We start from the raw sequence: 21,016 nt of genomic DNA on the forward strand, positions 1-21,016 counted from the left end.
GTTTTTGGATTGATGGAACGGCAGGTGAGGGGACGTTCGTGGTGATGGCGAACGCGCAAGCTTTGATGATGCGCGAGCTCGTGCTCCGCATACCGCTGTCATTCCCCGCAAAAGCGGGGAATCCAGTACGCCGCGGCCTCTCGATTGAATCACTGCTGTCACGGCGTACCAGATCGCCCGATCAAGTCGGGCGATGACACCGAGTAAGTGGAAGGAGCGTCGTGCTACTGCTGCGCGCTCGGCAGCAGCTGAGGCAGAAATCCTCGCGTCACGTTGGGAGGCACCGCGTCGAGCCCGAGCACGGCGCTTGCAGCCGGCAGTGCCGCATCCGCCATCGCGGCGTGGCCTTCGGCGCTCGGATGCACGGCGCCGCCATAAACGGCGGACAGCACGCCCCAGGTCGCGTCGTGGATGTCGGTCGGCTGGCTCGCCGCGGGCAGGCCCTGCGGATAGGTCATCGCAGCAAAATAGCTGTCGTTGGCATCGCGGATCCAGCGCGCGCGGGGCAGGTAGGCGCGATATTCCGAGGCGCCGCGACCGCACAGCATCGGCTGGCTCGCTGCGCTGACGATATCAGGATTGAAGCTCTGGCCGTTCTCGGCAAAGCAGCTGCGGTCGAATTCGGGATCGCTGCCGGAATGGGCGCAGAAGCCGTGATCGGCGAACGCGGCCTGGTGCCCGTCGACGAAGGTCATGCGGTCGGATTCGGGATCGCGGCACAGCGCGCCGCGGGTGCAGGTAGCGAGTCCCTTCAGTTGCGGCAGGAATTCCGTGTCGACGAAGGTGGAGACGCGGGCGAGGCGCTGCGGGTCGGCGTTGAAGGACGGATGGATGTCGAAGCCGGCGCGGCCGCCGCGGCAGGGCACGCCGCCGTCGGCGAGCGCAGGATTGGCATAGGAGACATAGACCACATGCGAGAGGTCGCCGCCGACGAGCGGCTTCAGCGCCTCGCGCAACTTGACGAAGTTCTGCGGCAGCTCGCGCTGCAGCGCATCGCGGGAATCATCGACGCTGGCCATCACGCCGGAGCGGCGGAACAGCGTGCGCTCGGTCGCAGTGTCGACGATGACGTCGGCGACGAGGCCGGAGAAATAGACGTCGTTGGCGCCGACCGACAGCAGCACGAGATCGAGCGTGCGGTCGGGCTGGCGTTTCTTTGCCGCGGTGAGCGCTTCGCGCAGCTCGGCGAGCTGCGCGTTCACGCTGGTGTTGCAGACACCGGTCTTGCCGGGCGGGCATTCGCGGGCGCGCTGTGAGCCGAGCAGCCCGTCGCCAATGCTGGCGCCGGTGCAGGCGAGCGGCAGGAAGGTCACGGCGATGTGGGTATAGCGCACGGCGAGCGCCAGCGCGGTACGCGCCTGATAGCTGTAGAGCGAGCGATGGCAAGGTGCGTTGAACCAGAGCGCGCTGTAACGTTGCCAGTTGGCGAGCGTATCCGGCGCCTCACAGGCGCGACCGCCCTTGAAGCCATGGCGGCTCGGCCGGTAATACTGCGCGCCTGCAGTGCCGAGATAGGAGCGGAAGCAAAATCCTTCATCTGCCAGTGCCAGCGGCCGATCCGGATTGCCTTCGCCGGAGGCGATGCTATCCCCTAGGCCAGCGACGAAGATGTCGCGGACCTGAATCTCGGTCTGGACCCGCTGGGTCGGATCGGAGCCGGCTGAGACGTCGACGGTCGCGACCGTCGGCTTGCCGTAGCGGACGCGCAAATTGATCGGCTCGGCGCAGTCGAAGGTCGAGGCTTGCGGTCCATCGCCATCATCGAACGACCAGGTGCAGATGGCGCCGACCGGCACCGCGCCGGTCAGGCGTACCGTCACCGGATGGTCGATCGGTGTAATGTAGTTCTCTTTGACGTTGTCGCGGGTGCAAGGCTGGTTGACCCGGCCCTGGAGGTCGATGCACAGGCGGTTGACCATGTTGCGGGCCCAGCCGCGGCCCTCGCTCTGGAGCTCCAGTGACTGCTCGGCGGCAAGGATGCTGCGGTTACGCGCGTTTTCGACATGGAGCAGGAAGTCGCGCTCCTCACGGAACAGCCGGAAGCGGTTACGTACCTCCCAGGTGATTTGCAAGGCATCGTCCTGTGCGGCAGCGGGCTCGGGCGGCAAAATCGTCAGCAACCCGACAAGCAGCAGGGCGCCTGCGGAGAGGGTTTTAAGCGATGATCGGAACATGGCCCGCGTCTTCAACGGCAAAGTTGAGGCGGAAATAAGAGAGCATTGCTCACCCGCCTGCAACCTTTGTCTCAGGGGAGACCTAGCGCTTGGCGACTTGGCGCAGCGACCGCTCACGTTCCATGGTCGTCACCTGCTTGGGCAGGTTGGCCTGCGCGCAGGCCTCCGCCAGCCGCCGTCGTTCCTGCCACGGCTTGACCACGTTCATCCAGAGCTCGCGCGCGCCCATGATGGAGATGGCAAGGGCGAACGGGATCACGAAATAGAGAAGACGGAACACCAGCAGCGTCGCCAGCAGCTGTTCGCGGCCGAATTCCGGCAGCGCCACCAGCATGGCTGCATCGAACACGCCAATCGAGCCGGGCGCGTGGCTGGCAAAGCCGATCAGGGTCGCCAGAATGAACACGACGGCGAGCGACATGAAGTCGATCGGCGGGCTGGCCGGCATCAAGAGGTACATGGCGGTGGCGCAGAAGCCGAGATCGACCACGCCGATCAGGATCTGCACCAATGTCAGCGGCGCCGATGGCAGCACCACCTTCCAGCCCTTCTGGCCGAGCTCGCGCCGCTTTGCGCCCATGCAGAGCCAGACCAGATAGGCGCCGATCGAGGCGAGGCCGCCGAGCGCGATCAGGCGGTTGAGCGGCGCGGGCAGCTGGTCCATCGCGGAGGCGGCATCCGGATGGATGGCCATGCCGATCGAGAGCACGAAGATGTTACCGAGCCAGAAGGTCAGGCCCGACAGGAAGCAGATCTTCGCGACGTCGATCGCGTTCAGCCCGTAGTCCGAATAGATCCGGAAGCGGATTGCCCCGCCGGTGAAGACGGTGGCGCCGATGTTGTGGCCGATCGAATAGGACGTGAAGCTGGACAGCGCCGCGATGCGATAGGGCACGTGCTTCTTGCCGATCGTTCGCAGCGCAAAAAAGTCGTAGAAGGTCAGCGTGCAGAACGCAAAGAAGACGCAGATCGCCGCCAGCCCGATACTGCCGCGCGGAATCTCGGTCAATGCGGTCAGGATGACCCCGGTATCGATGCCCTTGAGGGTCCGCACCAGCGTTGTGATCGCGAAGGCGATGATGAAGACGCTCGCGGCAATTCCGAGCCGTCGCCAGCCGATCCATCTTTTGAAGCCGCGCTTCAGCGCGGGCAGCAGTCCGTGCATTCATCCTCCCGGCGGGGGCAAAGACGACCGGGCCAGGCATTGGCCGGTCAGGCGCGATCACGGCCAAAGGCAAGCATCGATCGCTAGGCATGATCCAGCTCATTTAAGGCAAAAACAGCGGCTTGTGCAGCCCTTGACAACATTAGGTTCTGCGTTGGACCGGCCACTTTTGTCATACGCGGTTCACATCGGGTGCGCCTTAAGCATATGAGTCGTGAAACCGGCTCCGCTCGCGCGCTTAGTGTGCCAGCATGATTTCAAATCTTGGCGCCGTCCGCATTGTTCCAGCGCAAGTGGTCATCGGCCTTTTTGGAACGTCGATACCGCGTGCTCGTTAGGCTCGATCAGCAATCGAACATGGCGGAATATGCGGCTTTTCATGCAAGCCGACGCCTCCGTGTTCCCAAAACCGAGAGGACCGGAACGATGGGACTGTTCACAAAGGACATCAAGACCATGAACGATCTGTTCGTGCATCAGCTCCAGGACATCTATTATGCCGAGCAGCAGCTCACCAAGGCGCTGCCGAAGATGGCAAGCAGGGCCACCGATCCGCAGCTGAAACAGGGCTTTTTGACGCACCTAGAGGAAACCAATCAGCACGTCACCCGGCTCGAGGAAGTATTCAAGATGCACGGCGTCGCCGTGAAGGCGGTCGACTGCCCGGCCATCGACGGCATCATCGAGGAAGCCGACGAGACCGCGGGTGAGGTTGCGGACCAGGCGGTGCTGGATGCGGCCCTGATCAATGCGGCGCAGGCCGCCGAACATTACGAGATCGCCCGCTACGGCAGCCTGATCGCCTGGGCCAAGCAGCTCGGCCGCAATGACTGCGCGGCTGTGCTGGCCAAGACGCTCGAGGAAGAGAAGGCGACCGACAAGAAGCTGACGGCGCTTGCGGAGAGCAAGGTGAATCTGCGCGCGGCGAGCTGAGGCGAATGTAGCGGAACGATATCGGCAACGCCGCGCCGTCAGCGCGGCGTTCTCGATTCAGCGATCCGAATATCTGAGGCCGAAGCCGAGCGCGATCACGGCAAAGGCCGCGATCATCGCGGCGAAGACCAGGCTCGCAACACGCGGGCTTGCCAGGGTCGAGATCACGCCGATGCCGATCACCGGCAGGGCGTTGCCGAGAAAGCCGCAGATGAAATAGGCCGAGACCACTTCCGCGCGACGATCCTCCGGCGCGATCTGGTTCACCACCTGCAGGCTGCCGCGATAACCCAGTCCCACCGCGACGCCGCATAGCGCGGTCGCGGCGATCATCAGGGCGAGCGAGCCTTGGAACTGTGCGGCGACGATCAATGACACGCTCGGGAGCATGAGGCCCAGCGAGCACAGCATGGCCGTCCGGCTCGGCAGCGGCCGCGTCAGCGCGATGACGATGGCAACCGTCGCAGCGAGCTCGAGGAAGACGGCCCCCGCGATGGCGTGGCTGGTCTCGTGCAGCTCGTTGGCGAGCACACTCGGCACCAGCGCGGCAAAGAACGCCACCAGAGCCATCGCGCCGAAGCCAGTCACCGCCGGTGCGACGAACGCCGCGCGAATGGCGGTGGGCACGGCTGCGCGCGGACGGAGCGAGACCTGCCTGAGCGCATCGAGAGGCCGGGGAACGGTTTCGCCGGCAAAGGCGATCAGGATGACCGTCATCATGAGAGCCGCAAGATAGGCAATGAAAGGGGTCCGCAACGGATGTGGTGCGTAGTCGGCGAGCAGGCCCGCGATCACCGCACCGATACCGAGGCCAGCGAAGTTTGCGGACGTCGCGACGACGGTGGCGCGGGATTTGTCCGTTTCGTCGATCAACTCCGAAAGCCACGCCGTGCCGGTTCCCGCACCGATCCCGATCGCCAACCCGCTCAGCACCCGCCCCACATAGAGCGCCGCGATGCCGTGCGCGAACAGGAACACCAGCGCGCCGATGATGGCGATGGCCGTTGCGATTGCGGCCGTCCGGCGGCGGCCGATCTGGTCGGAGATGCGCCCGAACACCAGCAGCGCTGCCAGATTGCCGATCACATAGGCCGCGTAGATCAGCGTCAGGGTGACCTGCGCGAAGCCGAACTGCCGCTCGTATATCACATAGAGGGGCGTCACCACGGTGCTGCCGGCAAACAGCACCGCGATCAGGGCGGCGACGGTTGCAAGGGTCGCGGTCCTGCTGAACTCCGACTCGGCGCGTGATGGAACGGAGGTGTGCTTCGTCGCCATGCATGACCCCTGGATGTAGGTTCACGGCACCCAACTCGAAGCAATCATGCGCCGTTCCCTGTGCAGCCGGCGCGGCTGGCCTGCGCGCGTGAAGATTGACTATCCAGGCAGAGCCCATCCCCCGTTGAAAAGACGACAGCGAAGGACATTCGGACCGCAACGAACGGTTGATTCTGGAAGCGCCTGTTCACCATCCGGCAAGCCAGTCCTCCTCCGTTACCCAAAATCCACCACTTGCCCGCTCTGGTAATGGCAGGTTTGGGGAAAGCTCATGTACCAGGTGCTTTACTGTCTGACGGATGAACACGACTGGCGACTGGTCGCGCTTGGCGGCGCGGTTTGCCTGCTCGCCAGTTCGGCTGCAATCAGCCTGTTTCACCGGGCGCGCGCGACGCGAGGATCGGGGCGCCTGGTATGGTTAACGCTCGACGCAGTCGTTGCCGGCTGCGGCATCTGGGCGACGCATTTCATCGCCATGCTGGCGTACGGCCCGGGTGCCGTCGGCGCCTATAACGTGCCGGTGACGCTGCTATCGCTGATCTTCGCCATCGCCGTCACATTTGTCGGCTTGAGTGTTGCGGTTTCGACCATGCGACCCAGCCTCGTTGCACTCGGAGGGGCGATTGTCGGAGGCGGCGTGGCGGCGATGCACTATACCGGCATGATGGCCCTCGAGATCCCTGCGCGCGTCAGCTGGGCAACCGGCACCGTGGCCGCGTCGATCCTGCTTGGGCTCGTCTTCGGTGCATTCGCACTCCATGTCGCTGGACGACGCGAAAGCTTGTCCGGCGCGCTCGGCGCCACTGTGCTGCTGACGATCGCCATCGTCTCGCATCATTTCACGGCTATGGGCGCAGTGCAATTGACGCCGGATCCGGCATTGGCGATCAGCGGACTGTCGATCCCGCCGACATCGCTGTCGGTTTTCACCGCGAGTGCTGCGGCTGCGATCATCGTGATCGCACTGGTAGCAGCGCTGCTCGACCGCCGCGCCAAGGGCGAGCTGGGCCGCCAGCAGATCGTGTTGGACAGCGCGCTGGAGAACATGTCGCAGGGACTGTGCATGTTCGATGCGGACGGCAAGATCATCCTGTTCAACGAGCGCTATGCCGCGATGCTCCGCCGCACCGACATTGCATTGACCGGTCGCCTGCTGGTCGACGTGCTGCGGGAAGAGCAGGCCAAGGGCGAGTGGCAGGGCAATGCCGATGAATTCTTCGCACGTCTCGTCGCCGACGCGCGCGAGGGCCGCACCACGACCGAAATCGTCAATCGGTCGGGCCGTTCGATCCGGGTCGTCAACCAGCCGATGCAGGGCGGCGGCTGGGTGGCCACCTTCGAGGACATCACCGAATGGCTGGAGGCGCAGGCCAAGATCTCACACATGGCCCGCCACGATGCGCTGACCAGCCTGCCGAACCGGGTGCTGTTCCACGAGGAGCTCGAGCAGGGCCTGCGTCGCACCAAGTCGGGCGACCAGCTCGCCGTGCTTTGTCTCGATCTCGATCACTTCAAGGACATCAACGACTCGCTCGGCCATCCCATCGGCGATGCGCTGCTCAAGGAGGTCGGCCGCAGGCTCAAGGCCACCGTCGGCGAGAACGACACCGTGGCGCGGCTCGGTGGCGACGAGTTCGCGGTGGTCCAGATCGGACGTTCCGAGGAGACCGCTGCGAGGTCCCTCGCCGGGCGCCTCGTCGAGGTCATCTCGGCACCCTACGAGATAGACGACCATCAGATCGTGATCGGCGTCTCGATCGGCATCTCGCTGTCGCCGCAGGACGGCAGCAATCCGGATGAGCTGTTGAAGAACGCAGACCTTGCGCTCTATCGCGCCAAGGCGGACGGCCGCGGCACCTATCGCTTCTTCGAGACCGGCATGGATGCGCGCGCGCAAGCCCGGCGCCTGTTGGAAATGGATCTGCGCGCGGCGCTGCAACGCGACGAGTTTCAGGTCTATTATCAGCCGATCCGCGACGTCGCCAGCGGTCGCGTCGTTGCTTTCGAGGCGCTGTTGCGCTGGCACCATCCGCAGCGCGGGCTGATCGCACCCATCAGCTTCATTCCGCTCGCCGAGGAGACCGGGCTCATCGTTCAGCTCGGCGAGTTCGTGTTGCGCTCCGCCTGCACCGACGCAGCCACCTGGCCCGACGATGTCGATGTCGCCGTCAATTTGTCGCCGGTGCAGTTCAAGAGCCCGCACCTGATCACGTCCGTGACCGAAGCGCTGACCGCTTCGGGGCTTGATGCGCGCCGTCTCGAGCTCGAGATCACCGAATCGGTGCTGCTCCAGAACGGCGAGGCAACGCTGACGACCCTGCACGAGCTGCGCGCCATGGGCGTGCGGATCTCGCTCGACGATTTCGGCACCGGCTATTCCTCGCTGAGCTATCTGCGCAGCTTCCCGTTCGACAAGATCAAGATCGACCGCTCCTTCGTGTCGGAGCTGGCGACGCGCGAGGATTCCATGGCGATCATCCGTGCGGTGACCGGCCTCGGCCGCAGCCTCGGCATCATCACCACGGCGGAAGGCGTCGAGAACGACGTGCAGCTCGAGCTGCTCCGGCGCGAAGGCTGCACCCAGGCGCAGGGTTATCTGTTCAGCAAGCCGCGGCCGGCGTCCGATGTGGCGATGATGCTGGACCGCCCGCGGCTGCGCGCATCGGCTTGAGCGCGGTCCGCCGCCCTAGCTTCACCTCTACCCAGCGGGGAGAGGTCGGATTGCTATGGCGCGCAATTGCGCGCCTGAGCAATCCGGGTGAGGGGCCGCAGCGTTCAGTGCCACTGTAACCTCTCACCCGGATCGCATCTTATGATGCGATCCGACCTCTCCCTACGGGAGAGGTGAAGCTAGGCGGCAATCGTGTTAGCCGCGGCGCAGCGCGAAATGCGCGCCGCAGAACGCCATCACGGCACCGAGGCACAGGGCGGCGAGCCCGGCGAGCACGCCCGAGACGGTCGGGATCGGGCTCGGCGCCGAGGCCGCCTGGCCCGCTCCCGCAAGCAAGAGCACGCCGACCGCGATCAGGAATTGCCGCATCCGTTGCGGGATCTGTCCGGAAACGGCGCTCTGCATCAGGCTCGCCGTGAAATAGCCGCCGGAGAAGCCGACCGTGGCGATCAGCCACCAGGCGATCGCCGCGCCCGCGGGGATGAACTCATGCGTGTCGGAGCGCCAGAGCCCGCCGAGGTCGAGACCGTAGCGCGCGCCCAGCATGTGCACCGCGAGCGCCAGCAGCACGCCGGAGATCATTGCGGCGCCGAGAATCAGGTGGCGCGGAAAATAGGTCGTCTCAGCCATGCCTCGCTTGTAGGATGGGCAAGGGCGATCGCGCAAGCCGATCGCGAATGGGATCATGATCGATATGCAGCGAGCTGAAGCTGGTTCGGCCACGAGCTACGCCTACAAGGCCTCGCTGATCGGCTCGGCGCATCGATTCGAGCTGACGGAGCAGGGGCTGTCCTGGCACGTCGCCGGACGCTCCGGCCTGTGGCGCTACGACGAGATCTCGGCGATCCGGCTGTCGTTCCGGCCGGTCTCGATGCAGCAGCACCGCTTTCGCGCCGATATCAGCCGCGACGGCGGCGGCCGCGTCGCGATCCTGTCGACGAGCTGGCAGACCGCGGCCCTGATGGCGCCGCAGGACAATGGCTTTCGCGATTTTCTCATCGAGCTCCATGCGCGGATGGCGAAAGCGGGCAGCCGCGCGGAATTGACCGCAGGCCTCGGTCGCACGACCTATGCGGCGGTGCTGGCGTTCCTGTCGGTGCTGACGCTGGCCATGACGGGGCTGCTGATCAGCGCCCTGATGATCGGCGAGTTCGCGGGCGCGCTGTTCATTGTCGGCTTTGCCGCGCTGTTCGCCTGGCAGATCGGTGGCTTCGTCCGGCGCAACCAGCCGCGGAGCTACAGTTTCGATCAATTGCCCCGGTCCTTGCTGCCGTAGACCGATCGCTACTCCGTCGAATCAAAATCCTCTTCCTTGGTGCCGAGCAGCGAGACGATGGTGCGCAGGCCGGAATCGAGCTGCTCGGGTGAGGGCGGAGCAAGCGCAAGCCGTACGGCGTTCGGTGCATGTCCATGCGCGATCGCGAAGGTCGAGGACGGCGTCAGCGCGATGCCGCGCCTTGCGGCTGCGGCGACGAAGGTCTGCGAGCGCCAGTGCGGCGGCAGCGTCAGCCAGAGATGATAGGACCGCGGATCGGCGGCGAGCTGGTAGCCGGCGAGCAGCCTCGCCGCGGTCTGCTGGCGCCGCGCCGCATCGATGCGTTTCAGACGCGTCAGCTCGGCGACGGTGCCGTCGGCCATCAGCCGTTGCCCGGCCGCCAGCGCATGGCCGGAGGCGATCCAGCCACCGGTGCGGACCGCGCTCATCACACCTTCGCGCAAGTGAGGCGGTGCGACGAGAATGCCGAGCGCAAGGCCCGGCGCGACCTTCTTGGACAGGCTGTCGATCACGATGCAGCGGTCGGGCCCGAGTGCGGCCAGCGGTGTGTCGTCGGCGAGGAAGCCGTAGACGGCGTCCTCGATGATGGTGAGATCGAGCTTCTCGGCGACGCGCATGATGTCGGCGCGCCGCGTCGCGTTCATGGTGACGCCGAGCGGATTCTGGATGATGGGCTGGAGATACAGCGCCGACAGGTGCGCCTCGCGATGCGCCTTCTGGATGGCATCGGGACGCGCGCCGAATTCGTCCATCGGAATCGGGACGAGCGTCACACCGAGCCGCGCGGCGATGCTCTTGACGTAAGGATAGGTCAGCGCTTCGACACCGCAGCGGCCACCGGTCGGAACGAGCGCCGCAAGCGCGGCCGCGAGCGATTGCTTGCCGTTGGCGGTGAAGAAGATCTGCTCGGCCTGAGGCGCAAAATCCTTGCGCGCGAGATAGGCGGCGGCAGCGACGCGCGCGCTCTTGGTGCCGGTGCTGGTCGAAACGCGCAGCGCGGATTCGAGCGCGTCGATGCGCTCGAGCCCCGCGAGGCTCTTGGCGATCATCGCCCATTGCTGCGGCAACAGCGGATAATTGACCTCGAGATTGATGCGCGCATCGGCCGGCTCGCTCGTGGTTTCGACCTCACGCCTGACGTCGCCGGAGATGAACGTGCCGCGCCCGACCTCGCCGACCACTAGCCCGCGGCGGAGCAATTCGGTGTAAACCCGGCTCGCGGTCGAGACCGCGATCCCGCGGTCATAGGCAAAATTGCGCTGGGGCGGCAGCCGATCGCCGGGTCTTAACGTGCCGTTAGTGATATCGGCCGCAATGGCATCGGCAAGCTTCACGTACTCGAACTTGGACATTATTGCACCGAGAGCAATGTTTTACTTGCTCCGAGGAGTGTACTGGAGCATTTAAGTTCCATCAAGTTCCGCGATTGAGCCGAGGGGAGCGAGAGCAATCCGACGGCAAATGAGGTGCAGGCGCTGACAGCGTCCGCGCCAACGGCACCTGCTTCGCCGCGCGGGACAACAGGCCGGAGAAGAAAAATGACCACGATCTCGCAAACTGCCGGGCGGAGTTTACGCCCATCCTCAATGAGCGGATTTTTCACTGCGCTCACCCATAGCGTCTCTGCGTTGTTCAACCGTCTCGAGCGCCGCTCTGCCGTCAAGACGCTGAACGAGCTCGACGACCGCGCCCTGCGCGACATCGGCATCACGCGCAGCCAGATCGAGGATGCTGTTTACGGGCAGTTCAAGACCGAGCTGTCGCGGTATTTGTGAGTCGGCTCAATCACTGCTGTCTCGGAGTACTGGATCGCCCGGTTAAACCGGGCGATGGCAGCGAGCGTGTCGCCGCAGACATGCATATGCATCCTCGCGGCTCATCTCGCCCGAGCTTTGCCTTGATGCCTTCGGCGATCGGCCGGCCTCAAGGCTGGCGCTGGCGCGCCCCCGCCTGCGGCGGCTGACGGCCTTGCCCCCGTCCGCTCACCGGTCTGTTGGCTTTGCATGCGCTCGGTGGAGTACCGAGCGCGACGAGATGCGCTCGTTCAGTTCAGCGCGTAGCGGCTGGGATCCCACTTCTGCCGTCGTGCGATCATCGTGTTGAGGATGACGATCAGCTTGCGCATGCAGGCGATGATGGCAACCTTCGGTTCTTTTCCCTTGGCAATCAGGCGCCGATAGAGGCCTTCAGAACGGGGTTATTCAGCGTGGCTGCGCCGACACAGGGCATGTAGATGGCATTGCGGACCCAGCGGCGGCCTCCTTTGATGTGGCGCTCGCCGCGTCGCTTTCCGCTGTCATCGTCATAGGGAGCAACACCGATCAAGGCCGCGGCGATCTGGTTGCTCACCTCGCCAAGCTCCGGCATGCCTGCGACGAGGTTTGCGGCGCTCGTCTCGGCAAAACCCGGCACGCTCTCGATGATCTCGACGCGCTCGGCAAAATCCGGCGTGGACTTGATTTGGGCGCGGATGGCAGCCTCGAGCTTGGCAATCTCGCTGGCCAGGCTCTTCAAGATGCGGGCATGCGTTTTCTGAGCCAATCCCGGCGCAGCATGTTCGGTTTGGCCAACCAGGCGTATCCTGGAATCGATCAGATCCAGGCGCGCCTTCACCAACGCCTGCAACTCCTCACGTGCCGCATCGTAGGTCTGGCTCGGTGCATCGTTGAACGTCTCGGCGAACCAGGCGATCATCTCCGCGTCGATCGTATCGTTCTTGGCCAGCCGTCCGGCCGACAGCGCAAAACTGCGGACCCGCTTGGGATCGACGATCCGAACCTCAATGCCGGCCTCGCGCAGCACCTTGGCCCAGACGCGCTCATAGCCGCCACTCGCTTCCATCACCGCCTTGCCCACTTGGTGCTTGCGAAGCCAAGCGACCAGCTTGCGGTGGCCCTGGGTGGCGCTTGGGAAGACTTGCCTCGCTCCCAACGAACGAATGCACACATCCACCTTGTCCTTGGCAACGTCGATACCCATGACAACAACATCATTTTGTGCCATCATCCACTCCCTTCCTTGCTCGGTTCGGGCTAGAAGCCCCTGCAACTGTTCGGGTTGAGGAAGACACTGGAGCTGTCCCTCGCTCTCGCACAGGCTCTGGTCGCCTTTGGGCGCAACGGGCTCAGTTCCAGCAACGGGCGGTTCTGATCCAACCGCCCGTTTGCACATTCTGACAGATTTCCGGGACACAAGGGCGCAGGGAAGACCGCATAGGCGTTAAGGTAGCGCGAGCATCGATTGATACGGACGTATTCGAGGAGGCTCGCGCAGGTGCCGCCCAAGCGCTCGCTTTCTGCGGCGAAAGCAACGGATGGTTGGTTGTGGAATGACGCGTTGACCCACCGCTCGCGCGTTTTGCCCGTCAGGCAACACAAGGCCTCGTAGCAGATTGAAGCGAAGCGACATCCGGAATTCGCGGCACGAGCTGTCCCCACAGCGCATCGCCGATTGCGAGCGGGGCCTCGTAGGTCCATTTCCGCCAGAACTGCTTCACGACATTGCTCCGAGATGAGGGGCTGATTGCTACTGCGCGCGTTGACCCACCGCTCGCGAAAGCATCGGATTGCACTCTCCGCTCCATCCGGGCTGTGCAACGATCTGGGGCCTGGCTTGGATCAGACGCACACGAGTGCCAAATCCGGGGCGAGCCAGCGTGCGGAGTCTATTTCCGTTGCGTAAGCACGCTGCAGTCTCGGCAGGCCACTTCCGGATCTGGGGAATGAGCGGACATCTGGAGCACTCGAACCAAGCGCCTGAGTTATGACGGCGCGCCCTGGCGCCCGCCGACGCTCAGTGCCGCACCACCAGCACCGAGCATTTGGCGTAACGCACGACGTGTCCGGCATTCGAGCCGAGGAAGTAGGTGCGCATCGCCGGCCGGTGCGAGGTCATGACGATCAGGTCGGCCTTCATGTGTGCGGCTTCCTCCAGGATTTCGTGATAGATGCCGCCCTGGCGCACTACGCTGGAGATGCGGGAAGGCTCGATGCCGGATTCGCGTGCGACGATGGCGAGGGCTTCTTCCGAGGTCTGGCGCTGCTGCTCGTCGAAATCGGCCGGCACGTATTCGGCCAGCATCACCGGCGTCATCGGCAATACGTTGAGCAGGCGCACCGTGCTGCTCCAGGTCTGCGACAATGTCGCTGCGGTCGCGATCGCCGGCTTGGCGAGATCGGTATCGGCGAGGTCGATGGGCACGAGGATGGACTTGAACATCTGCGCCTCCCTATGAACCAAGCTGACCAACCGGTCGAGACGGCGCCCGCGCGTCTCAGGCCGATCGGAGCAGCTTGGGGCTGACGAACAGCACCAGCTTGCCGCGGCGGTAGGCCACGTCCTCCCAATCCTTGACGTCAAAGTCGAAGATCGCAAGCCCCGCGGTGGGTAGGTTGTTGGCGAGCGCCTCGGCGCCATCAGGATCGCCGCCTCCGATCAGCATCAGGGCGATCTCGTGCATGCCGGGATTGTGCCCGATCAGCAGCAATCGCTTCGGATCGGCCGGGGCGGTTGCAATGCGAATGGAGTCCAGGATCTGCGCGGGATCGGCGCCATAAAGTTCCGGCAAGATTTCGACCTGCGGCGCCGGGACGCGGTCCTTCATCGCCTCCCAGGCGATGTCCCAGGTCTGCCTGGCCCGCACGGCGTGCGAGACCAGCACGGTATCGGGGAAGGGTGGATGGCAGGCGATCCAGTCGCCCATCTGCGCGGCATCCCTGTGGCCGCGGTCGTCGAGCCGGCGGTCCTGGTCTCGGCCGCTCGGTGCGTCGGTCTCGGTCTTGGCGTGACGCAGCAGCATCAAACGGCGCATGGCATTCTCGAATCGTTACACGTCCAGGATAATCTACAGGCGCCTGTTGCGGACAAGGTGACAAGCGCCCGCACAGTCCTTTAAAGCGCGATGAGATCAGGGCAAACCCTCATCGCGCTTTAATTTTTCGTTTTGAGCTTGATCTCGCCGCAAACCCGATTTCCGGGTTTGCCGCCATAGAAAACCGCTGCACACTTTTCCGGATCATGCTCTAAGAAAACTGCATGAGCGAGACTTTCACAAGCGTGTCCCAGGAAGAAGCCGGCTTTCGCGACCGCGTGCGGCTGTCGTTCGATCTCGATGCCGACATTTGTGTGATCGGGGCGGGGCTTGCCGGGCTTTCCATCGCGCTGGAAGCCGCCCGGCTCGGAGCCAGTGTCGCAGTGCTCGAGGGCCGGCATGTCGGCTGGAACGCCTCCGGCAACCAGCTCGGCACCGTGATGCCGGGCTTTGCCCTGCCGCTCGCGGACCTGATCGAGCGCATCGGTTTCGAAGACGCCCGCGAATTGTGGGCGCTGTCGAAGGAGGGGGCCGAATTCGTCCGCGCCAATGCCACCGAGGAGAACATGCCGGGGATCGCCCCCAGCGACGGCGTGCTGGAGGTCTCCAACGTCGATGCGGGCGACCGCCTGATCAGCCGGTTGCAGATGCTGCACGAGGATTTCGATACCGAGGTCGAGGGCTGGCAGGTCGATCGGGTCCGCGAGACGCTGAAGACCGATCGCTACTTCCACGGCGTGTACTACCCCAGAGCGTTCCAGGTCGACGGCCGGAAATATGTGCACGGCCTTGCGGCGCTGGCGCGGCGGGCCGGCGCCCTCATCTTCGAGGAGACGCCGGTGGTCAGCATCGATCATTCCGGCATCCGCAAGCGCATCGTCACGCCCTCGGCGCGGCTGCGCGCGACCCACATCGTGCTCGCCGGCAACATCCATCTCGGCGCGCCCTTGAAGCGCCTGTCGGAAACGCTGCTGCCGGTCTGGCGCTATGCCGGCATCACTGCGCCGCTCGGCGAGCGCCTGCATGAGATGATCGCGTTCAAGGGATCCGTGATGGACTCGGACGGCGTCGACCACTTCCGGATCGTCGATGGCGACCGGCTGATGTGGGAAAGCCCGGAGACCACCTGGGCGGCGCGTCCGCAGCGCTTCGCCGGCGCTGTCAGGCGGCGGATCCGCACGATTTTTCCCGAGCTCGGCAATGTCGAGATCACCGAGATGTTCGGCGGCGCCACCGGCCAGACCGTGCACGGCATGCCGCAGATCGGTCAGCTGCGCAAAGGCCTGTGGGTGGCGAGCGGGTTCGGCCGCCAGGGCATGAACACCTCCGCCATGGCCGGGCAGATGATCGCGCGCAGCATTTTATGGGGCGATGACCGCTGGAAGCTGTTCTCATCGTTCGAACTGGTCTGGGCCGGCGGCACCACAGGGCGCGTCGCCGGCCAGCTGGTCGGGATCTGGGGCAGGGCGGGGTCCGCCGCCGCGGGCTTGCTCGCCCGCTATCGCGAGCGTGCCAGTATCAAGGACAGGGAACGCGAGGCGCGCCTCGCTGAAGCCAACCGGGCCGCCGGCACCGGACCGCGCCGTCCCCCGCCCGGCGTTCGGCCGCAGCCGGTCCCACCGCCGAAACCTGCGGCTCAAGACGCAGAGCAGGGCACGGAACCGGTCTCGCACGAAGTCGGCGTCTCGCAACAAGCCTGAGAAAAATCCCACCCGGACGTGTAACGTCGGTCGTCGGAAGCCCGTATCTCAGGGCGTGGACTCCTCCCGCACGGAGAATGAGATGTTTGACCGCCGCATCCTGCTAACGACTGTCGCCGGCCTGTTTGGTCTTTCGGCCTTCCGCTGGCTGAGGGCATCCCCCGCCGAGGCTGGCGAGAAGGCCGCGGAAAAGTTCGAGATCGTGAAGACGGAAGCCGAATGGCGCGCCCAGCTCACGCCGCAGCAATATGAGATCCTGCGCAATCACGGCACCGAGCGGCCCGGCTCCAGCCCGCTCTTGAAGGAGCACCGCAAGGGCATCTTCGCCTGCGCCGGCTGCGACCTGCCGCTGTTTTCGTCCGAGACCAAGTTCGAGAGCGGCACGGGCTGGCCGAGCTTCTATGCGCCGATCGAGGGCAATGTCGGCAAGACCGAGGACCGCACCTACGGCATGGTGCGCACCGAGGTGCGTTGCCGGCGCTGCGGCGGCCATCTCGGCCATGTCTTCGACGACGGTCCGAAGCCGACGGGCTTGCGCTACTGCATCGACGGTTTCGGGCTGGTCTTCCACCCGGCTGCGGCGTCGGCGACGTAGGTTCGCCGGAGTCATTCCGGATTCGATGCTTCGCATCGCTCCGGAACGACAATTTCTCCCGGCAATTGTTGCCGGTCCCGGCAAATGTGCCCCGGTCGTCAGGCCGGGGCTTTTTCATTAAGTCATTGATTTCCTGAAAATACCCGCATTGGCATAGCCCTTGCGACTGTCTCTTCCGACTGCGGCCATGGTCGACCGGCCGCCGAGACCGGATTTGGAGACAAAGTTATGGGTATCTTCGATGCAATGAACACCTCGGTGGGTGGCCTGCAGGCGCAGTCCTACGCGCTGCAGAACATTTCCGGCAACATCGCGAACTCATCCACCACCGGTTACAAGGGCATCGGCACCAGCTTCGTCGATCTCATTCCGGACGCCGCGGTGCCGAGCAAGCAGGTCGCGGGCGGCGTGACGGCCAACGCCAAGGCGACCATCACCACGCAAGGCACGATCTCCTCGTCCACCGTCGCCACCAACATGGCGATCACCGGCGACGGCTTCTTCTCGATCCAGAAAGCGACCAGCATCGTCGACAACCAGCCGGTGTTCAACGGCGTCACCTACTACACCCGGCGCGGCGACTTCCAGCTCAATGCCAACGGCAACCTGGTCAACGGCGCCGGCTATTACTTGATGGGCGTCACGGTGGACCCGAAGACCGGCAATCCGACCGGCAGCGTGGCGAACGTCCTGCAATTCCAGAACAACTTCATTCCGGCGCAGGCGACCACCTCGATCCAGTACGCGGCGAACCTGCCGACCCAGCCGAACACCGTGGCGAAAACGACCGCGTCGAGCGGCACGCTGCTGGCGGCCGGCGGACTGAACCCTTCCGATTTCGCGGCCAACCCGCTGCCGGTCGGCACGCCGCCGGCGCCCTATGCCAACGCAACGGTGTCAGGCGCGGCTGCAACCGGCAACGTCCGCTCGGCTTACTCTTCGACGACGGGCACGGGCACGGTTGCACTCCAGAACAATTCGTCGGCGGTGGCCTCGACAACCACCTCGCTTGACAATACCGCCGGCACCCATCTTGCCTCCAGCATTCTGACCGCATTGAGCGGTCAGACGCTCACCATCAACGGCAACACCATCACGTTCAACGGCGGCACCACGGTGACGACCGTCGGCAACAACACTACGATCGGTCTCGGCGCAGGCACCACGGCCACGGTGGCCAACATCCTGAACGCGATCCAGACTGCCGGCGGCGCCGGCGTCACCGCTTCGCTCTCGGTTAGTGGCAATATCCAGATCTCGACCGGCACCGGCACCGACGTGGCGATCGGCAGCGGCACGGCGGCCACCGCTCTCGGCATCAGCAGCGTGACGCGCGGCGGCAATGTGCTGTCCTCGCCCGCGATTTCGGGCGCGACGGTGCTGAGTGGCACTGCGACAGCCGGCGGCGCCCAGGTGCTCACATCCGGCTTCTCCGCCGGCGATACCATCACCGTCAATGGTCAGACGCTGACCTTCATGAGCTCGGGCGCTTCGGGCCCGAACCAGATCAACGTCACCGACAACATCACGACCCTGCTCGGTAAGATCGACGCGCTCTCCGGCGCCTCGGGGTCGTCGGTCAGCAGCGGCGGCGTGATCACGCTCAACACCGGCACCGTCTCGAACCTGACGGTGTCCAGCTCCAACAGCGCTGCCTTCTCGGCGCTCGGCTTCACCTCGACGATCACCAAGAATCGCGACGGTGGCGGCACGGCCGGCACCGGCGGCGTGATCGGCAACGACATCGCCACCTTCACCAAGGAATCGATCAGCGGCGGCGCGGTGACGGCCTACAATGCCGCGGGCACGCCGGTGAACCTGCAATTGCGCTGGGCCAAGACCGACAGCGCCTCGCTGGGCGCGGGTCATTCCGATAGCTGGAACCTGTTCTACCAGACCGACCCGAACGCGACCGGCACGACCGTCGGCTGGGTCAACACCGGTCAGACCTTCACCTTCGCGGCCGACGGCTCGCTGACCTCGCCGAGCGGCTCGGGCATCACCATCAACAATGTCACCGTCAGCGGCCAGTCGCTCGGCTCGGTCGCCTTCAACATCTCCTCGGGCGGGCTGACGCAATACGCCAGCACCAGCGGCGCGGTGACCATCAATACCATCACCCAGAACGGCTACGCCGCCGGTCAGCTCCGCTCGGTCGCCGTCAACAACAACGGCCTTGTGGTCGGCACCTTCTCCAACGGCCAGAACCTCGATCTCGCGCAGGTGCAGCTATCGCACTTCAACGGCACCAACTACCTGAAGGCCCTCGACGGCGGCGCTTACGCTGCGACCGAACAGTCGGGACCTGCCATCGACGGCGCCTCGGGCACCATCAGCGGCTCGTCGCTGGAAGGCTCCAACACCGATATCGCCGACGAGTTCACCAAGCTGATCGTGACCCAGCAGGCCTATTCGGCCAACACCAAGGTGATCACGACCGCGAATTCGATGGTGCAGGACCTCTTGAACGTGTTGCGCTGATCGGCGCGTGACGTAACCAAAGGCGGGTCAGTGATATGGGTTTGAGTTCAGCCCTTGCCAGTGCGATGAGCGGCCTGCGTGCCAACCAGGCCGCGCTCTCGATCGTCTCCTCGAACGTCGCGAACTCGCAGACGCCGGGTTATGTCGTCCAGACCCCGAACCAGATCGAGGTCACCACCGGCGATTTCGGCTCGACGGCGATGACGACCGGCGTCAGCCGCGAGCTCGACAGCTATGTGCTGAACCAGCTGCGGACCGAAACCGGCGGCAGCGGTTACGCCGACCAGATGGCCAACATCCTGAAGCAGCTTCAGAATGTCTACGGCACACCCGGCAACGACGGCACGCTCGAAAGCGCGCTGAACAAATTCACCACGGCGCTCCAGGCGTTGTCGACCAGCTCGGGCGCTTCGTCAGCGCAGACCGTCGCGCTCGGCGCGGCGCAGGCGCTGGCGCAGCAGCTCAACGTCACGACCAAGGGCATCCAGTCGCTGCGCTCCAATGTCGAGCAGGATCTTTCCACTTCGGCGCAGGCTGCCAACGCGGCGATGAAGCAGATCGCCGACATCAACACCAAGCTCCAGGGCCTGTCGGCCAACGACCCCTCGGCCGCGACGCTGATGGATCAACGTGACCAGGCCATCAACGCCTTGTCGAAATATGTCGACGTCCGCGTCACCACCGATAACTCGAACCAGGCCAACATCTACACCACGACCGGCATTCAGCTGGTCGGCGCCGGGCTCGCCTCGGAATTCTCCTTCGCCTCCGCGGGCGCATTGTCGGCGACCTCGCTCTACAACATCGATCCGGCCAAGTCCGGCGTCGGCGCGTTCAACATCAAGCTGCCGAACGGCTCGCAGGTCGACGTCGTCGCCAACAACGTGGTGTCCTCCGGCCAGATCGCCGCCGACCTGAAGCTGCGCGACCAGACGCTGGTGCAGGCGCAGAACCAGGTCGACCAGCTCGCCGCGACGATGGCGAGCGCGCTGTCCGACAAGACCGCGGCCGGCAGCACGGTCTCGGGTCCGCCGGCTGGATTCGATCTCGATCTTGCCGGCGCGCAGCCGGGCAATACGGTCAACATCACCTACACCGACACCGCGACCAACACCCAGCGCCGGATCACGCTCGTCAACGTGACCGACCCGGCCGCGCTGCCGCTCCAGAACGCGACGAACGCCAACCCGATGCGGATCGGCGTCAACTTCTCCGGCGGCATGGGAGCGATCGCCGCTGCGCTCAACACCGCCTTGTCAGGCGCGCATCTGTCGTTCTCCGCCGCGCCATCGCCGGCGACCGCCACGACGCTGCGGGTGACCGACGACAACACCGGCCTTGCCAAGGTCAATTCGGCCTCGACCACCAAGACGATCTCGTCGCTGACCTCGGGCAATCCGCAGCTGCCGCTGTTCACCGATGGCGGCCAGGCGCTCTACACCGGCGCGATCACGGCATCGGGTTCGCAGATGACAGGCCTTGCCGGGCGCATCGCCGTGAACACCCAGCTGGTTTCCGATCCGACCCGGCTGTCGGTCTATAACACCTCGCCGGTGACGCCCGCGGGCGACACCACGCGTTCGGACTATCTCTATTCGCAGCTCACCAGTGCGGTGTTCTCTTATTCGCCGCAGAGCGGCCTCGGCTCGGCGAGCCAGCCTTTCACCGGCAGCGTCTCGAACTTCCTCCAGCAGTTCCTGAGCGTCCAGGCCAATGCCGCGACCCAGGCGACGCAGCTCCAGCAGGGCCAGAGCGTCGTGGTCTCGACGCTCCAGGCCAAGTTCGACTCGACCTCCAAAGTCAATCTGGACTCGGAGATGTCGAACCTGATCCAGCTTCAGAATGCCTATGCCGCCAACGCCCACGTCATGTCGGTGGTGCAGAGCATGATGAACACGTTGCTCCAGGCTCAAATGTAACAAGTAACAGGGCT

At 64.8% G+C, this 21,016-nt stretch carries 16 protein-coding genes; 8 read left to right on the forward strand and 8 right to left on the reverse strand.

Going from position 1 to position 21,016, the window contains the following annotated elements; translation table 11 throughout:
- Window positions 1-224: 224 nt before the first annotated feature.
- Both P6U27_RS12375 and P6U27_RS12380 read right to left on the reverse strand, forming a co-directional pair.
- Window positions 225-2,174 carry a hypothetical protein gene (locus tag P6U27_RS12375; protein WP_122406563.1) on the reverse strand — a complete coding sequence of 650 codons (1,950 nt, stop codon included), beginning with the start codon at window positions 2,172-2,174 and terminating at the stop codon, window positions 225-227.
- A gap of 82 nt (window positions 2,175-2,256) precedes the next feature.
- A complete protein-coding gene (locus P6U27_RS12380) occupies window positions 2,257-3,339 on the reverse strand; it encodes a YbhN family protein (RefSeq protein ID WP_122402398.1) in 1,083 nt (360 codons plus the stop codon).
- Between the two features lie 426 nt (window positions 3,340-3,765).
- Here P6U27_RS12380 and P6U27_RS12385 point away from each other — a divergent pair, with 426 nt between their 5' ends.
- On the forward strand, window positions 3,766-4,272 hold the full coding sequence (locus tag P6U27_RS12385) for a ferritin-like domain-containing protein (RefSeq protein ID WP_122406564.1): 507 nt from the start codon (window positions 3,766-3,768) through the stop codon (window positions 4,270-4,272).
- A 57-nt stretch (window positions 4,273-4,329) separates the two neighbouring features.
- Here P6U27_RS12385 and P6U27_RS12390 read toward each other — a convergent pair whose 3' ends face one another.
- Entirely contained in the window at window positions 4,330-5,550 is a 1,221-nt protein-coding gene (locus P6U27_RS12390) for an MFS transporter (protein ID WP_122402399.1), read from the reverse strand.
- Window positions 5,551-5,821: 271 nt separating this feature from the next.
- On the opposite strand from P6U27_RS12390, the gene P6U27_RS12395 reads away from it, so the two are divergent.
- The gene (locus tag P6U27_RS12395) at window positions 5,822-8,221 is read left to right on the forward strand and encodes an EAL domain-containing protein (RefSeq protein ID WP_122402400.1); all 2,400 of its coding nucleotides are present in this window, start codon (window positions 5,822-5,824) and stop codon (window positions 8,219-8,221) included.
- A 195-nt stretch (window positions 8,222-8,416) separates the two neighbouring features.
- Here P6U27_RS12395 and P6U27_RS12400 read toward each other — a convergent pair whose 3' ends face one another.
- Window positions 8,417-8,851 (reverse strand): hypothetical protein, encoded by a 435-nt coding sequence (locus tag P6U27_RS12400; protein WP_122406565.1) that lies wholly within the window; start codon window positions 8,849-8,851, stop codon window positions 8,417-8,419.
- A gap of 55 nt (window positions 8,852-8,906) precedes the next feature.
- Here P6U27_RS12400 and P6U27_RS12405 point away from each other — a divergent pair, with 55 nt between their 5' ends.
- On the forward strand, window positions 8,907-9,497 hold the full coding sequence (locus P6U27_RS12405) for a hypothetical protein (protein ID WP_407119664.1): 591 nt from the start codon (window positions 8,907-8,909) through the stop codon (window positions 9,495-9,497).
- Between the two features lie 8 nt (window positions 9,498-9,505).
- On the opposite strand, the gene P6U27_RS12410 is transcribed toward P6U27_RS12405, so the two are convergent.
- Entirely contained in the window at window positions 9,506-10,849 is a 1,344-nt protein-coding gene (locus tag P6U27_RS12410; protein WP_122402401.1) for a PLP-dependent aminotransferase family protein, read from the reverse strand.
- Window positions 10,850-11,035: 186 nt separating this feature from the next.
- Between P6U27_RS12410 and P6U27_RS12415 the strand changes: the two genes are divergently transcribed.
- Complete coding sequence (locus P6U27_RS12415) at window positions 11,036-11,272, forward strand: DUF1127 domain-containing protein (RefSeq protein ID WP_122402402.1); 237 nt, start codon at window positions 11,036-11,038, stop codon at window positions 11,270-11,272.
- A gap of 391 nt (window positions 11,273-11,663) precedes the next feature.
- Here P6U27_RS12415 and P6U27_RS12420 read toward each other — a convergent pair whose 3' ends face one another.
- The 3 genes from P6U27_RS12420 to P6U27_RS12430 form a co-directional block, all read right to left on the reverse strand.
- A complete protein-coding gene (locus tag P6U27_RS12420) occupies window positions 11,664-12,668 on the reverse strand; it encodes an IS110 family transposase (RefSeq protein ID WP_407194123.1) in 1,005 nt (334 codons plus the stop codon).
- 621 nt (window positions 12,669-13,289) lie between these two features.
- Window positions 13,290-13,715 (reverse strand): universal stress protein, encoded by a 426-nt coding sequence (locus tag P6U27_RS12425; protein ID WP_122402404.1) that lies wholly within the window; start codon window positions 13,713-13,715, stop codon window positions 13,290-13,292.
- Between the two features lie 55 nt (window positions 13,716-13,770).
- Window positions 13,771-14,307 carry a histidine phosphatase family protein gene (locus tag P6U27_RS12430; protein ID WP_122402405.1) on the reverse strand — a complete coding sequence of 179 codons (537 nt, stop codon included), beginning with the start codon at window positions 14,305-14,307 and terminating at the stop codon, window positions 13,771-13,773.
- A gap of 224 nt (window positions 14,308-14,531) precedes the next feature.
- Between P6U27_RS12430 and P6U27_RS12435 the strand changes: the two genes are divergently transcribed.
- From P6U27_RS12435 to flgK, 4 genes are all read left to right on the forward strand, one after another.
- On the forward strand, window positions 14,532-16,007 hold the full coding sequence (locus tag P6U27_RS12435) for an NAD(P)/FAD-dependent oxidoreductase (RefSeq protein WP_407194124.1): 1,476 nt from the start codon (window positions 14,532-14,534) through the stop codon (window positions 16,005-16,007).
- Between the two features lie 82 nt (window positions 16,008-16,089).
- Window positions 16,090-16,602: a peptide-methionine (R)-S-oxide reductase MsrB gene (msrB, locus tag P6U27_RS12440; protein WP_407194125.1), complete on the forward strand. Its 513-nt coding sequence runs from the start codon at window positions 16,090-16,092 to the stop codon at window positions 16,600-16,602.
- A 228-nt stretch (window positions 16,603-16,830) separates the two neighbouring features.
- On the forward strand, window positions 16,831-19,083 hold the full coding sequence (locus P6U27_RS12445) for a flagellar hook-basal body complex protein (RefSeq protein ID WP_122402408.1): 2,253 nt from the start codon (window positions 16,831-16,833) through the stop codon (window positions 19,081-19,083).
- Between the two features lie 35 nt (window positions 19,084-19,118).
- Window positions 19,119-21,002, forward strand: a complete 1,884-nt coding sequence (gene flgK / locus P6U27_RS12450) for a flagellar hook-associated protein FlgK (protein ID WP_122402409.1) — start codon at window positions 19,119-19,121, stop codon at window positions 21,000-21,002.
- Window positions 21,003-21,016 lie beyond the last annotated feature (14 nt).

Source organism: Bradyrhizobium sp. STM 3566, from assembly GCF_045571445.1.
In the GTDB taxonomy this organism is placed as follows: domain Bacteria; phylum Pseudomonadota; class Alphaproteobacteria; order Rhizobiales; family Xanthobacteraceae; genus Bradyrhizobium; species Bradyrhizobium vignae.

Excerpts from the sequence above, each read along its gene's own strand:
- P6U27_RS12445 (WP_122402408.1), top strand. The coding sequence starts at position 16,831 with ATGGGTATCTTCGATGCAATGAACACCTCGGTGGGTGGCCTGCAGGCG.
- P6U27_RS12435 (WP_407194124.1), top strand. The coding sequence starts at position 14,532 with ATGAGCGAGACTTTCACAAGCGTGTCCCAGGAAGAAGCCGGCTTTCGC.
- P6U27_RS12425 (WP_122402404.1), bottom strand. The coding sequence starts at position 13,715 with ATGTTCAAGTCCATCCTCGTGCCCATCGACCTCGCCGATACCGATCTC.
- flgK (WP_122402409.1), top strand. The coding sequence starts at position 19,119 with ATGGGTTTGAGTTCAGCCCTTGCCAGTGCGATGAGCGGCCTGCGTGCC.
- P6U27_RS12400 (WP_122406565.1), bottom strand. The coding sequence starts at position 8,851 with ATGGCTGAGACGACCTATTTTCCGCGCCACCTGATTCTCGGCGCCGCA.
- P6U27_RS12430 (WP_122402405.1), bottom strand. The coding sequence starts at position 14,307 with ATGCGCCGTTTGATGCTGCTGCGTCACGCCAAGACCGAGACCGACGCA.
- P6U27_RS12410 (WP_122402401.1), bottom strand. The coding sequence starts at position 10,849 with ATGTCCAAGTTCGAGTACGTGAAGCTTGCCGATGCCATTGCGGCCGAT.
- msrB (WP_407194125.1), top strand. The coding sequence starts at position 16,090 with ATGTTTGACCGCCGCATCCTGCTAACGACTGTCGCCGGCCTGTTTGGT.
- P6U27_RS12375 (WP_122406563.1), bottom strand. The coding sequence starts at position 2,174 with ATGTTCCGATCATCGCTTAAAACCCTCTCCGCAGGCGCCCTGCTGCTT.
- P6U27_RS12385 (WP_122406564.1), top strand. The coding sequence starts at position 3,766 with ATGGGACTGTTCACAAAGGACATCAAGACCATGAACGATCTGTTCGTG.
- P6U27_RS12420 (WP_407194123.1), bottom strand. The coding sequence starts at position 12,668 with ATGTGCAAACGGGCGGTTGGATCAGAACCGCCCGTTGCTGGAACTGAG.
- P6U27_RS12380 (WP_122402398.1), bottom strand. The coding sequence starts at position 3,339 with ATGCACGGACTGCTGCCCGCGCTGAAGCGCGGCTTCAAAAGATGGATC.
- P6U27_RS12390 (WP_122402399.1), bottom strand. The coding sequence starts at position 5,550 with ATGGCGACGAAGCACACCTCCGTTCCATCACGCGCCGAGTCGGAGTTC.
- P6U27_RS12405 (WP_407119664.1), top strand. The coding sequence starts at position 8,907 with ATGATCGATATGCAGCGAGCTGAAGCTGGTTCGGCCACGAGCTACGCC.
- P6U27_RS12415 (WP_122402402.1), top strand. The coding sequence starts at position 11,036 with ATGACCACGATCTCGCAAACTGCCGGGCGGAGTTTACGCCCATCCTCA.
- P6U27_RS12395 (WP_122402400.1), top strand. The coding sequence starts at position 5,822 with ATGTACCAGGTGCTTTACTGTCTGACGGATGAACACGACTGGCGACTG.